Origin of the sequence: Shewanella sp. P1-14-1 (genome assembly GCF_001401775.1) — a bacterium.
Lineage (GTDB): Bacteria > Pseudomonadota > Gammaproteobacteria > Enterobacterales > Shewanellaceae > Shewanella > Shewanella japonica.
Genome location: NZ_LKTL01000002.1, coordinates 178,917 through 192,871, shown reverse-complemented (window position 1 = coordinate 192,871; position 13,955 = coordinate 178,917). Strand labels below are relative to the sequence as shown.

Sequence of the window (13,955 nt, the reverse complement as noted above, 5' to 3'; positions counted from 1 at the left end):
CAGCAACATCCCTGTAATGAGTATATTTAGTCTGCTAAACCAGCGCGTAAGTATTTGAATAGTTCTTTGTGAGATTTTGATTCTGCATCAGGACTCTTAGTGAGTTCTTTATTTGCTTGGCGAATCAGTTGACGTAACTTTTGACGTTCAAATGCAGGGTTGTCAGCCAATAATGCTTCTACTTCCTCATTTGGGTTTTCAAGTAAACGAGCACGTAACTTCTCAATAATTTGTACTTGAGCAGTTTCATTGTTGTTTTTATTCAATACGTTATCAAGCGCTGTAATAATTGGTTCGTGATCGAATCCGCGCATAAGTTTGCCGATGTACTGAAGGTGACGACGGTAAGCTTCTGTTTTAGGTTTGATGCTTTTTGTTTTTAGTACAGCATCATATAAAAATTCGTCTAAACCAACTTTGTCTAGCTGTGATTTACTTAGGGCAATAAGTCGCATGCCAAGCGCTTGAGCTTCCTCACTTTCTTTTTTGAACTCTGTTCTGCTGACGTAATCATCGTCATTGTCATATGGCTGATGGAAGTGGTCGGAATCGCCAACAATTTTCATAGTAAATAACCTCTAATAAATATCCGTGAATAATAACACTTCAAGGGGCATTGCGGCCACTGAATAACGGCTAAGTCGTCAATTTTGCGTAAATCTATTTGTGTTCATTAAGTGATAATTCAACATGATAACTAAAGGTTAGTTTATTTAAGGCAATTTGTGCGCTTAAATCCTTGTTTTGATGGTTATCAATACAGTTTTGAATTTGATATGCTAGTGCCAACAATGGAAACTGAAGAGTAAGTGTGTGTCTACCAATAAAATTGATACTGAATTAGCGGCGCTAAAAGATGCCGTTGCTGTTGCATTAGAGCATGCTAAAAAATTAGGCACCAGTGCTGCAGAAGTGGCGATAAGCAAGCAGCAAGGCTTATCGGTTTCAACCCGTGAAAAGGAAGTTGAAACGGTTGAATTTAATAAAGATGGCGCACTAGGTATTACGGTTTATCGTGATGGCTGTAAAGGCAGTTCATCCACGTCAGATTTAAGTCCTGAAGCGATTGCTGTCGCCGTTAAGGCCGCTGATGATATCGCAAAGTACACTTCATCTGATCCATTTAGCGGTCTTGCTGATAAAGCGCTTATGGCAGAAACCATTCGTGATTTAGACTTATACCATCCGCAAGACATTTCACCTGATGAGTTAGCACAGCTTGCTATACGTGCCGAAGAAGCCAGTTTGTCAGTTGATGAACAAGTGAAACATTCTGACGGCGCAACTGCTAACGCTCATACTGCAGCAAAGGTTTACGGGAATAGTCATGGCTTTTTAAACGGCTATTGTAGCTCTCGCTATAGTTTAAGTTGTGTCGTTATTGGTGAAGAAGCCGATGGCAATATGCAACGTGATTACGATTACACCATTGCCCGTAAATATAATGAGTTAATGACACCTGAGTCGGTTGGTTTATTGGCTGCAAATAAGACATTAAATCGCTTAAATGCACGTAAGATCCCTACGGCAAACTTGCCTGTATTGTTTTCTCCAGAAATTGCGACAGGACTCATAGGGCATTTAGTGGGGGCTATTAGTGGGAGTAGCTTGTATCGTAAATCAAGCTTTTTACAAGACTCAATCCATACCCAACTATTCCCTGAATGGTTTAGTATTGAAGAAAACCCGCATTTGATTGGTGCACTTGCTAGTGCTAACTATGATAGTGAAGGGGTGGCGACACAACAGCGTCAGATCATTGATCGTGGCCAATTAGAAACGTATCTCTTAACTAGCTATTCTGCACGTAAACTTGGCCTAACTAATACGGGTCATGCTGGTGGCATTTATAACTGGACATTAAGTCATACAGGCCAAACCTTTGATGAGCTCATTAAGCAAATGGGCACAGGGTTAATTGTGACGGAAGTGATGGGGCAAGGCGTGAATATGGTCACAGGTGATTATTCACGTGGTGCTGCTGGGTTTTATGTTGAAAACGGCGAGATTCAATTCCCTGTTGAAGAAATTACCATTGCAGGTAATTTAAAAGATATGTTTATGGGAATTCAAGCTGTCGCGAAAGATCAAGATTTACGCTCCTCTATTCGCACTGGCGGTATTTTATTAAGTGATATGAAAATCGCTGGTAGTTAAGCCAATTGTTGACTTAACCCATTAGAGCACTGCTTAGGCGGTGCTTTTTTATATCTTTAAAATAGTTGAGTTCCCCGAATAAATAGCCATTTACGCAGGCTTTATCTTCTTTACACTTCTTTACGGTCAATTACATCCGTGCTCTGTCCTATCTCCTGAGAATGTAATTAAACAGTTAATGGAGTGAGTATGTTTAACAAAAATGTATGTAGTTTGATGATGGTTTGCTTGGGAAGTGTTTCATTAGCAGCATGTGATTCGATTGATGGCAGCAGTGATGATGATTCGGATTCTGTTGCGTACGTACAATTTTATAATGCCTCAGCGGATAGCACAGCGACATCATTAGTTTTAGATGACTACCAATACACCGACGTTGAATTTGGTGATGCAATGCCACGTTACGGATATGATACGGGTAGTGTTGATATGGAAATATATGGTCTAGATGAATATGAGGATACTGTCAGTATTTATAGCCAGACGATCAGTTTGAGTAATGAGGCAAATCACTTATATGTGCTTTACGGTGATTATGTTTCACCTGAGTTATTAGATATCGAATATGATCGCAGTGATATGGATGATATCAATGATGACGAGGATAGTGACGACAGTAAAATGCAGGTTTTGGTTGCCAATGTAACCAGTGAAGATAACGCTTATGACGCCTATATCTCGCTTGATAGTGACAGTTATCAAGATGCCACTATGATAGGCAGTATCAACTACGGTGGTTATACCTCAGAGCTGATGCTAAATACCGATGAGTACATCATTTACCTGACAGAGCAGGGCACTGATAACGTGGTTTATACCACTGATAGCATGAGCTTAACCAGTGAAACGGTTTATAAGTTTGTTCTAAGAAATAGTTTTGGCTCTGGCGATTTAAAAATCACTTTGGACAGTGTTGATTCAACATCAACCCCTGTGACATACACCAATATTGATTCAACGGCCGACTTTAGAGTGTTCAATGGTTTAGAAGATACCACGTTAGATATTGATGTCGTAAGTAAATTAGAATCCCACTATTTGAAAGACATTACGCCATTTACTACCAGTGAGTATTCGCAAACAGGGTTTAATGATTATGGTGTGACGGTAACCAATGCGGAGACTAGCGAAGTCATTTTAGACAATGTGCTTGTGACGTTTAACCAAGACGACATCCGCACTTTATTGTTGTATCGAGATGATACTGTCAAAGGCATGGTGATAGAGCATGACCTTCGCCCAAGAGCTTATGAATATAATGTTGATGTCGCTAACCTATCTCAAGATTACGATGATGTGATTGTGTACTTTGTCAGCAGCACTGAAACCATTGAGTCAGCACAATACACCATTGAAAACCTCGATTTTGAAGAGCAAGATAGCTTGGTTATGCCGCAAGATGACTATGAAATAAATGTCGTATATGAATCTGATAATGGCACACAGACCTTGCTATACCAGTCTGATTTAATCAGTTTTGATGGTGACACGAATTACAGCTTTGTACTTACCCAAGATAGCCAAAGTCAGTTTGGCTATACATTACACCAATTGTAATCTTTCGTAGAGTGCCAATAACATTACTGCGAATGGAAGCAGTTTCATAAAAAATGCCGATAGTTGATGCTATCGGCATTTTTGTTATAAGGCTTTGGTCTGTCGATGTTTGAGCTTTAAAGCATACACCGTTATCAAACCTATTTAGGCTGTTTGATAGTTACTTAAAATTCGGCCTAAGTTGGCTGATGCTTCAGATAAATCAGCAACACCACTTGATGACTGATTAGCAAGATCTCTGATGGTATTAGATTTAACACGAATTTCCGTCAGCTCTTTAGCAATATCGTTTGCCACCGCGCTTTGTTCTTCTGAAGAGGTTGAAATATGGAAACTCATGTCCATAATCGAACGAGAAGACTCGGCAATTGAGTTCACGTCTGTCCCAATGTTGGCAATTAAATCACTGCTACTTTGCGCTTGCTTAACTGTATCTTGGGTAATGCTATCAATGTTAAGGGTTTCAGATTGCAATTGCTCAATCATGCTCTGGATTTCAACCGTTGCTGATTGTGTACGACTGGCTAAGGTACGGACTTCGTCTGCAACGACGGCAAAGCCTCGTCCCATTTCACCCGCTCTAGCTGCTTCAATAGCGGCATTTAATGCCAATAGGTTCGTTTGTTCTGAAATAGCATTAATGGTAGTAATCACTTCATTAATTTTGGTCGCGTTTTCTTTCAAGCTGCCTACGGAGTCTGAGGTTTTTTCAATGTATGTTGATAATTGCTCAATCTCTTCGATTGCTCTTTTTACACGATTGTAGCTTTGCTTAGTGTATTCAGAATCTTGCTCAACTTGCTGAGTGGCGTTTTTAGCAATGTTTGATACCTCTAACGACGATGCCGTCATTTCTTCCATCGCAGTCGCAACAGAGTCTAAAGAGACATATTGTTGATCTATTTGCTCGGCGCTTTGCTGTGTTTCATCGGCAAATGAAGACGAGGTATGGTGCAAGGTATCTGCGCTTTGCTTAACCGTCACAACCAGTTCGGTTAATGTGTCCATCGCTTTATCTAATGCGCAACCTATGGTGCCGAACTCATCACGACCTGGGTGGAAGCCCAAGCGAGACGTTAAATCACCATTGCCAATTTTTTTAGTGGTATCCCACAGCACGAAAAGTGCGCCGCCAATAAAGGTCGCATTCCAATAAATCACTAATGCAAAAGGCAGTACCCATAAATACGTGAGCAATAAGCTATAAAGTGCCGCTTGTTTGGCATCTGCCTCTAGTTGATAAACAGACTGGTTAAGCGAGAAGTATTGTCCATTTGATTGCATTACTGCGGTAATGTTGTTGCCATTACGTTCGCTTTGCTGATGATAAGTCGATACCGATAAGCCAGTGGTTGCAGCTTGTTCGATTTGATCAGTAGCGATAAGCGTATTAACTGTGGTGTTGACCTTTTCAGTTAACATTGCCATTGATTGTTGTTCTATCTGATCGATACGGTCTAGGTAGGTATTAATTGAGACAAAGCTCAATATTACTAAGAATAACCCGAAAATTGCCCAGAACTTGTCGTTAATAGACATTTTGATAAACAGTTTATCAATATTACGAAATTCAACTTGTTTCATAAAATCAGCACTTGAATAGAAGAAATTAATTGGATTCTAGAGCAGGTGGCGTCGATTTGATATGGTTTTTTCACAAAAAAAGCGCTTTTTTATCGGTTATGCTACATAGGGAACATTGACTCAACAAACGCTGGCGCAGTCTGATTATACACACCTTAAAACAGTGCTAAGTAAAGATGTGTTTTCATTTATTTATTCAATAAATTAACCATGAAACGCCTAAAGGCATTTTCAAAGGCATGTAACAAATCCATATCGTGATCGAGAATGTGGTTCATCGCGCCATAAGAGACTGCTTGATGGGCATAACAGATCCCTTCGGCTAAGTGCCAAGCTTCATGAAGCGCCTCCATATCAGCATAACTTTGCCATTGGGATAAATAGGCTTGAACAATTTGCTGCTTTGCAGGTGTTTTTTCCATACGAAAGACATAGGTGCCATCGATAAATGGGTGGCTAATACATGCATCACTCCAATCAAAATAGATAAACGGCTCGCTTGCTGGTTCAGTTGCTAATGCAGTATTGGGTGCAATATTTTCGATGTGTAAATCACTATGCACTAAGGTGTTAGGGAGGCCAAGTTGCAGCAATGCATTAATCTGTTGTGTCAATTTAGTCATGACCTCGCTGATTTGCGCAGCAGATTGTGGCATGTCTTTAGGTAGGCGAGCGGTTATGTTGTCATTAGCAAACATGGCTGTTAATTGATCGGGTAAGTTACGAATATCACGTTGTATGCAGCCAGAATCGATTAATTTATCGAGATGCTGGATAGAGCGCTGCTGCAATTTTGCAAAGGCATTAAAGGGGAGCGCCCAATCTGACAATGGCACAGTATCAACAAAAGCAGTGCCAAAATCAGCGGTTAGTAACCATTGTTGCCTAGGCTCATAAGCCAGCGTGGTTGCTATAGCATTTGGAAAAAGGTCATACAATGTTGCACATAACTGCGATTCATTAGAAAACAAAGGTAGTGAAGCAGTGGCTTTAAAAAATACATTACCTTTGTTTGTCTTTTGTTTATAAACGTACCCGAGACTCCAGCCTTTTATCAGCGCTAACGAACCAATAACTTGGTAATCCAGCTCCCCTAATGATCGATTTACCCACTGTTGTGCAGGCTTGGGCCAATCAGGTTGTAACCAAGATTGAGATGTTACCTGTGTCATTAAGCGACCTTAAATGTGAATGTACGTTTGCTTACGATTATTGTTGATCTTTTTTATACTTTAAATTCAGTTGCTTATTTGGGTTTAAGTGCAGTCGCGGGCTGAGGTTATATTACTGTGATTGCACTTCTTATGATTTGGTAATTTAATAAGATCACATCAATATCCTAATATAGATAACAAAAAGAGAACAGGTATGAAGCTAATTCCCCTCGCGGCTGTGATGGTCAGCGTTGCATCAATGATGACAGTAAGCGACGTTATTGCTGACCAAAGTAATGAAGTGTCAGCTCATAAGCAGACAAATGTCAGTATGCATAGTCGTCAAATTGCCATTGATGAAACGGTAGTCACTGAACATAAAACGAAAGTGAATGGTAATAGCTTTTCTTATACCGCAACGGTTGGTACCCAACCTGTGTGGAACGAAAATGGCGATGCGGTCGCAACCTTAAGTTATACCTATTATCAGCGAGATAACGTTAGAAATAACGCCAAACGTCCTTTATTGATATCATTTAATGGTGGTCCAGGTTCAGCGTCTGTGTGGATGGACATAGGTTACACAGGTCCTCGTGCCATTAACGTTGATGACGAAGGCTACCCTTTGCAGCCTTATGGGGTTAAAACCAACCCATATTCTATTTTAGATGTTGCCGATATCGTGTATGTAAACCCTGTTAATACGGGTTATTCACGGGTGTTACCTAATAAAGATGGCGAGATGCCATCAAAAGATGAACAACAGGAAATGTTTTTTGGGGTAAATGCTGATATTAAGTATTTAGCAGAATGGTTAAATACCTTTGTGAGTCGCAATGAGCGCTGGCGTTCACCTAAATACTTAATCGGTGAAAGTTACGGTACTACACGTGTATCTGGTTTGGCATTGGAGTTACAAGATCGTCAATGGATGTATTTAAATGGCGTCGTGCTGGTTTCACCAACCGATATTGGTATTGAACGTAAAGGCCCTGTAAAAGCCGCTAACCGCCTTCCTTATTTTGCCGCAGCCGCTTGGTACCACAAGGCGTTATCTGCCGATTTACAAAATACAGATTTAACTGAGTTTTTACCTGAGGTTGAGGCATTTACCATTAATGAATACATACCTGCGTTGGCAATGGGTGGTTTTATTGCGCCTGATCATAAGCAAAAAATTGCTGAGAAAGTAGCTTACTTTTCAGGCTTAAGTGTCGATGCTGTATTGAAGTCTAATCTAGATGTTTCAACTCGCTTTTTCTGGAAAGAATTATTACGTGAGCGTGGTCAAACTGTGGGGCGTTTAGATTCTCGTTACTTAGGGATTGATAAGCAAGATGTTGGCGATAGTCCAGATTACAATGCTGAGTTAACGTCATGGTTACACTCTTTTACACCAGCAATTAATGCGTACATTCGTGAAGAGTTAAACTATAAAACCGATATTAAGTATTACATGTTAGGTGATGTGCATCCGTGGGATCGCACTAACAACAAAACCGGTGAAAACTTACGTCAAGCGATGGCACAAAACCCGTATTTAAATGTCATGGTACAAGCTGGTTACTATGACGGTGCGACCAACTACTTTGATGCCAAATACACCATGTGGCAACTTGATCCAAGTAGCAAGATGAAAGACCGTTTAAGTTTTAAAGGTTATCGAAGTGGTCATATGATGTACTTACGTTCTGAAGATCTAAAACAGTCAAACCAAGACTTACGTGAATTTATTGAGAACACCATGCCTAAACCAGATATGGCGGCAAAATATTAATAAATCATGTTTCAGTTGCGCAAGCGGCGATTTAAGCTTGACTGGATGACACATAAAATGGGAGCTTCGGCTCCTATTTTGATTAGGAAATCAACCGAGTTGTTGATTGAGTTATTTTGTATTACAAAGCAGAAAAATAATGAGTTGGAGTGGTCAATGAGATTAAGGATGTTATCGGCAGTATCGCTAGGGATTACGTTGTCCATGCCGATGTGGTTACAAGCTAAAACGGTCAATGAAGCAGCGTCAACGGCGAGTAATGTGTTATGTGAAGCTGCCTCGATTACTCCGATTTCTCAGATCCAAGGCGCAGGAAGCAGTAGCCCGTTTGTGGTGGAAGGCACAAATGAATCGGTTAATGAATTAACCACTCGAGGCGTAGTAACAGCTCGAGCTGATAGATTATACAAAGGTTTCTTTATTCAAGATCCTCTCGCTGCAGGTTCACCTTTAGCATCAGACGGTATTTTTGTGCATTGGGGAGCGTCTGCACCCGAAGAAATCGTCCCAGGGATGGAAGTCTGTGTCACAGGTAAAGTACAAGAGTATTCAGGCTTTACCCAAATCAATATAGAACAACAGCAAAAATTTACACTCGGTAACCATGTTGGTGAGCTTGCTGCTACGCCTTTATTGGTTCCCGAAGGTCAAAGTTTGGCTCAAGCTCTTGAGCGATTTGAAGGCATGAAAGTTGTGTTAACAACAGCGAGTGATATGAAAGTCACACGTTCATTTAGCCTCGATTATGATTCATACCGTAATAACATGGTGTTGTCACATCAAGCACCATTAATGAAAGCCACCCAGGTTTATTCACCTTTATCCACTGACGCAATCGCATTACACAGTGCCAATCTCAGCAATCAACTTGTGGTTGAATCTGACTATAAAGCTGCGCATGGCGAGGTGCCGTATTTTTCAAATTTTAATGCCGATAACGGTTATATTCGTATCGGAGATACCTTGACCAACATTGAAGGAGTCATTGGCTATAGCTACGATCAATACCGTTTGATGCCAACCAATAGCATCAATGCTAGCGACTTTATTCGTAATCAAGACAGAACGGCGGCACCTATGATTGCAAACCAAGGTGATATTCGGGTCGCCAGTTTTAATGTGCTGAACTTCTTTAATAGCGAATTTGGCGGAGATGCTAACCCATTAGGCCATAACCGAGGGGCAAAAGTTGAGTCAGAAATGCGATTGCAACGGACAAAAATCGTTAATGCAATGGCGGCAATGAATGCAGATATTATCGGTTTAATGGAAGTTGAGAATAATGGCTTTGGTGAATTAAGCGCCATTCAAAACTTAGTTACAGCGCTTAATGCAAAGCTGCCTGCTGAACTTGCTTATCAATTTGTTGAAGTCACTGACAATGGCGGTTTTGTCGGCTCAGATGCTATTGCTGTCGGTATATTATATCGACCTTCTGTGGTGACTTTAGATGGAAAAGCAAAGGTGATACCAACACCTGAACAGCATCTAGAAGAAGGGGTGATTACACGTAGAATTGGCGATGTAAAAGAAACGAACCCTGCATATCATAAATACCAGCGCCATAGCTTAATGCAAGCTTTTATGATTGATGAGCAAAAACTGACAATCGTAGTGAATCACTTTAAATCTAAAGGCTCAGGCTGTGTCGAAGATTGGTTAAGCTTCAATGAAGAATCAGAGCCAGTAGATTTACAAGGCAAGTGTAATGCGTTTCGAGTCTCTGCTGCTAAGGTCATAGGCGAGTCGGTTAAAGACATAGAAGGGGATGTATTGGTTATTGGTGATTTAAATGCCTATGGCAAAGAAGATCCATTAGCAGTGCTAACTGATTATGATGCAGCGCTAAGTGAACGAGTCATTAAAACGGCATCATATACCCGTTTAAATGGCGTTGAGTATGAAGCAACAGGCCAGGTAATTGATAAAGGCTATGGGTTTATTAATTTAAATACGCAAGCCCATGGCGCAGCGACGTACTCATACAGTTATCGAGGTGAACTAGGCAATTTAGACCACGCCTTAGGTAATGCCAGCTTAGCAGCACGTATGGTAGCCATTGAAGATTGGCATATCAATGCGGTTGAATCTAACTTGTTCGAATACAGCAGTAAATATACCGGAGAGCTAGCCAAGTCTGATAATGTTTACTCTTCATCAGATCATGATCCAGTGCTCATTGCGCTGGCATACCCTCAAGCGGCAGTATCAAAAGTAAAAGTCGGTGAAATTAAACAAGATGCTGGTGGCAGTTTAGGTTACTTGGGTTTATTACTTTTATTGACCTTATGCCTTGGCCGTACGTTTAGGCTTCAAAATGAGTCAGCTCATCACTAATGGCGAGATTGGGTATGGTAGGTTAGTAAAAAAGGAGCCTTAGGCTCCTTTTTATTGGTTGTTGTCACTTCAAGCCACTGGCTGAGAGTCTATGGCCACTCTGGCCCGTTTGGATGCGGATTTTTGCTGACGCCGATTCCAATATAAATATAAGCCTGTGAAGCCTAGTAGTACTGGCATTAACCCTACAATACACCAAATAATACGAGTAATGAGTCCGCCAAAGTAACCAAAGTGCAGTTTTCTAAAACTGTCTAAAAACACCATTAATAAACCCGTTTCTCGAATATCTTGTTTATTAAGGAGTTTGCCTGTGGTTTTGTCAAAACTGACAGTGCTTGCGTACTCACTATGCAAAGGGTTACTGCTTTGTACTGCGCCATAAAAAGTAATATCTCGTTCGGGTTCATGGGGCATAGCCAAGTAGCCAGCTTGGTAACTGGGTATTTCAGCATGGCTTTTTAGCCGCAATGACTCGAAAGAAATCTCAGGGCTATGAAGTGGAGCAGTGATGTACACATGGCCGCCATCACCGTGTTCGTTTATTTCATGCAAGATGCCAGCAATGTTCCAGTAGCCGCCGGTAAAAGCCATGATGATTAAAATTGGTGAGCTTAAAATGCCGATGAACTTGTGAATATCACTAAATAAAACACGCTTAACGGCTTTAAAGCGCATGGTGAACAACTTTGCCCAAAAACGACGGTATAAAATGATGCCGCTGATCCCTAAAAATAACATGATCAGTGCGGCAGCAAACCCAGCCCAAGCGCCTTTAACATCGAGTAAAAAGGTGTAATGCAATTCGAGCAACCAATCAGTGATGTAGTGTCCCATTGGCTGGGAGACTGACAATAACTCGCCGTTATATTGATTGATATAAATCTTTTCCCATTGTTCAGTGCCATGCTTAATCAAGTAACCTGCATCTGAACGGTGCTTATCGTCAAATAATTCCCATCCACCTAGCTCGTAACCTGGATTTGCAGCCAGTGTCGTTTGCATCAAGGTATCTAAGCTGACTCGCTCGCTGGTTGCTGTGGCATCAACGATCATATGCGATGGGCGCAAAAGGCTGTCTATTTCGACCTTAAAAACCAAAATGCTGCCAGTTATTGAAATGATCAATAACGGCAGCATCGCAATTAAGGCTCCATAGGAGTGCCATTTAAATAATGTTTTTCTCATAATTGACTCTAATTGGATCAAAAAAGGCTTCTTGCTTTACAGCAAGAAGCCTCTACATCAGCTTATAATTTCCAGCTTAATGTCGCGCTATAATTTGTTGGAGCACCATAGAAACCTTGCGCCCAGTATAGGCTCGTTAAGTATTTCTCGTCGGTGATGTTTTTAGCATTAACGCTTAGCTCAATATTTTCGTTAAACTCATAACGAGCCATCAGATCAACAATGGCATACGCATCTTGCGTAGTCACAACTGTTTTCGTTGGTTCTTGGTAGCGGAAAATATCATCCTGCCAGCGCATGTTTGCACCAATTGTTAAGCCTTCTAAGAATGGAATTTCATAAGTGGTGCCTAACTTGAATAATTTTTCAGGAGTGTAATTAGCTACCTGATTCGTTTCGTCGCTAGTACTGATATCAAAGTCAGTGTAGCCAAGACTCACATTTAATCCTGGGTAAACTTCGCCAGCGACATCAAGTTCAAAGCCTTTACTCTCGATGCCATCTGCACCGTAATAACGCTGTTCAGTCGGTGGAAGCTCAGCGGTATCTGGGTCTAGCGTCGCTAAGTTGGTTTGAATGACATTGAAGTAAGCCACAGTGGTGATCAACCTGCCATCAAATAACTCACTTTTTAGCCCTATTTCGCTGCTTTCGCCCGTAACAGGTTTCAAGATGTTGTTATTGATATCTTTTTCTGTTTGAGAGGTGAATGTTTCGGTATAACTCGCATAGGCTGAAAGTTCAGGAATGATATTATAAACTGCGCCAACATAAGGAATGAATTCAGCATCTTCTACAGTTTGATCATTACCATAAGCTTCTCCATCAACCTGCCAGTCATTAAAGCGACCGCCAGCAATCAAGTGGAAACCTTCGAATAAATTAAATCTACCGGTGAAGTAAGCCGCTTTTTGGGTCGCTTCAACATCACTGCCACTCAGGCCGTCAGCAAAAGTTGGTTTAGGAGTATTACCATCCCAGGTGTTGAGATCTGGCATTGCTGGGAAACCATTACCAGTGGTGTAATCATATAAGGATGTGTCGATATAACTTACTTTCGCATAGTTCACACCCACGACCAGCTGATGGTCTCTTCCAAACAGTTCAAAGTCACCATTTAAATATACGTCGACTAAATCATGTTCATCATCAAGATCATACTCACTGCCATAACCAGTTAATCCGAGCTCGGTTTCTTTATCTGGTGTGCCATATACATAGAAGAGCTCAGTATCTTCATCGGTGGTGCGGTGTGAGTAGGTTGCACGTAAATGCCAGTCATTATTAAAGTAATGGCTTAGCTCTGCGACAGTATTGTTTTTGACAACTTGCCAATTTGACCAGTCAGCTGAAGTATTGGTTGAGCGATCATAATTGGTTGGGCTGCCATCAGTATAGAAAAGTGGCAAAGCGCCCCAGTTATTGCCTTTAGCATCATTATTTATATAACTGTGACTAATAGATAATGATGTATTGTCACCCAAGTTGGCTTCGAGAAAGGCATACATAATCGTCTTGTCAGTTTCATATCTGTCTAAATATGAATCTTTGGTTTGCTTGACGGCAACAGCTCTTGCTGCAAAAGTATCATTAATTACGTAAGTGCCATCGGCTTCTATGCGTTTGTTATCCCAGCTTCCGTAACTCGCTCGTAAATTAAGGTTACTTTGTGCCGTAGGGCGTTTACGAATAAAGTTAATGGTGGCAGATGGATTACCGACACCAGTCATTAGGCCATTTGCACCACGGATAACTTCAATACGGTCATAAATCGCAGTATCTTCATCTGCGTGGTTATTACCATTGGTTAGTGGTAAACCGACGCCATCAATTTGAAAGTTGGTGACATCAAAACCACGTGCCGTGTAGTAAGTTCGATCAGTTTCGATACGCTCAACATTAATACCGGTAGCGCTATCTAATGCAGAGTTAATATCATTTAACTGAAAATCCTGTAGCTGCGCGCTTGTGATAACAGAAACGGATTGAGGAATGTCAACAATTGCTAAGTCTAATCGAGAAGCTCCACTTGCTGAGTGAGCGTTATAACCTTCAATATATCGGCCTTTAACTTCAATCACTTCTAGATTGCTCGGCTGATTCTGATTATCAGTTTCATTAATTTCTTCTGCTGATACGCTTTGTAATGCACTTAAAGCGCATAACATGGATAAGTAAATAGGACTTAGTTTCATATTTTC

9 protein-coding genes are annotated in these 13,955 nt (G+C 40.9%); 4 read left to right on the top strand and 5 right to left on the bottom strand.

The features are described from left to right. Positions 1-26 precede the first annotated feature (26 nt). The gene (gene yjgA / locus AN944_RS01960) at positions 27-566 is read right to left on the bottom strand and encodes a ribosome biogenesis factor YjgA (RefSeq protein ID WP_055022893.1); all 540 of its coding nucleotides are present in this window, start codon (positions 564-566) and stop codon (positions 27-29) included. A gap of 247 nt (positions 567-813) precedes the next feature. Here yjgA and pmbA point away from each other — a divergent pair, with 247 nt between their 5' ends. Then, complete coding sequence (gene pmbA / locus AN944_RS01955) at positions 814-2,157, top strand: metalloprotease PmbA (RefSeq protein WP_055022892.1); 1,344 nt, start codon at positions 814-816, stop codon at positions 2,155-2,157. 189 nt (positions 2,158-2,346) lie between these two features. After that, entirely contained in the window at positions 2,347-3,714 is a 1,368-nt protein-coding gene (locus tag AN944_RS01950) for a hypothetical protein (RefSeq protein WP_055022891.1), read from the top strand. Between the two features lie 144 nt (positions 3,715-3,858). On the opposite strand, the gene AN944_RS01945 is transcribed toward AN944_RS01950, so the two are convergent. Together AN944_RS01945 and AN944_RS01940 are read right to left on the bottom strand one after the other, a co-directional pair. After that, the gene (locus AN944_RS01945) at positions 3,859-5,298 is read right to left on the bottom strand and encodes a methyl-accepting chemotaxis protein (protein ID WP_055022890.1); all 1,440 of its coding nucleotides are present in this window, start codon (positions 5,296-5,298) and stop codon (positions 3,859-3,861) included. Between the two features lie 188 nt (positions 5,299-5,486). After that, positions 5,487-6,470 carry a phosphotransferase gene (locus AN944_RS01940; protein WP_055022889.1) on the bottom strand — a complete coding sequence of 328 codons (984 nt, stop codon included), beginning with the start codon at positions 6,468-6,470 and terminating at the stop codon, positions 5,487-5,489. Between the two features lie 196 nt (positions 6,471-6,666). Here AN944_RS01940 and AN944_RS01935 point away from each other — a divergent pair, with 196 nt between their 5' ends. Together AN944_RS01935 and AN944_RS01930 are read left to right on the top strand one after the other, a co-directional pair. Further along, entirely contained in the window at positions 6,667-8,229 is a 1,563-nt protein-coding gene (locus AN944_RS01935; RefSeq protein WP_082419849.1) for a S10 family peptidase, read from the top strand. Positions 8,230-8,385: 156 nt separating this feature from the next. Next, complete coding sequence (locus tag AN944_RS01930) at positions 8,386-10,566, top strand: ExeM/NucH family extracellular endonuclease (protein ID WP_235530831.1); 2,181 nt, start codon at positions 8,386-8,388, stop codon at positions 10,564-10,566. Between the two features lie 69 nt (positions 10,567-10,635). Here AN944_RS01930 and AN944_RS01925 read toward each other — a convergent pair whose 3' ends face one another. Both AN944_RS01925 and AN944_RS01920 read right to left on the bottom strand, forming a co-directional pair. After that, positions 10,636-11,754, bottom strand: coding sequence for a PepSY domain-containing protein (locus AN944_RS01925; protein WP_055022887.1), 1,119 nt, complete (start codon positions 11,752-11,754; stop codon positions 10,636-10,638). 62 nt (positions 11,755-11,816) lie between these two features. After that, complete coding sequence (locus AN944_RS01920; RefSeq protein ID WP_055022886.1) at positions 11,817-13,949, bottom strand: TonB-dependent siderophore receptor; 2,133 nt, start codon at positions 13,947-13,949, stop codon at positions 11,817-11,819. Positions 13,950-13,955: the final 6 nt, after the last annotated feature.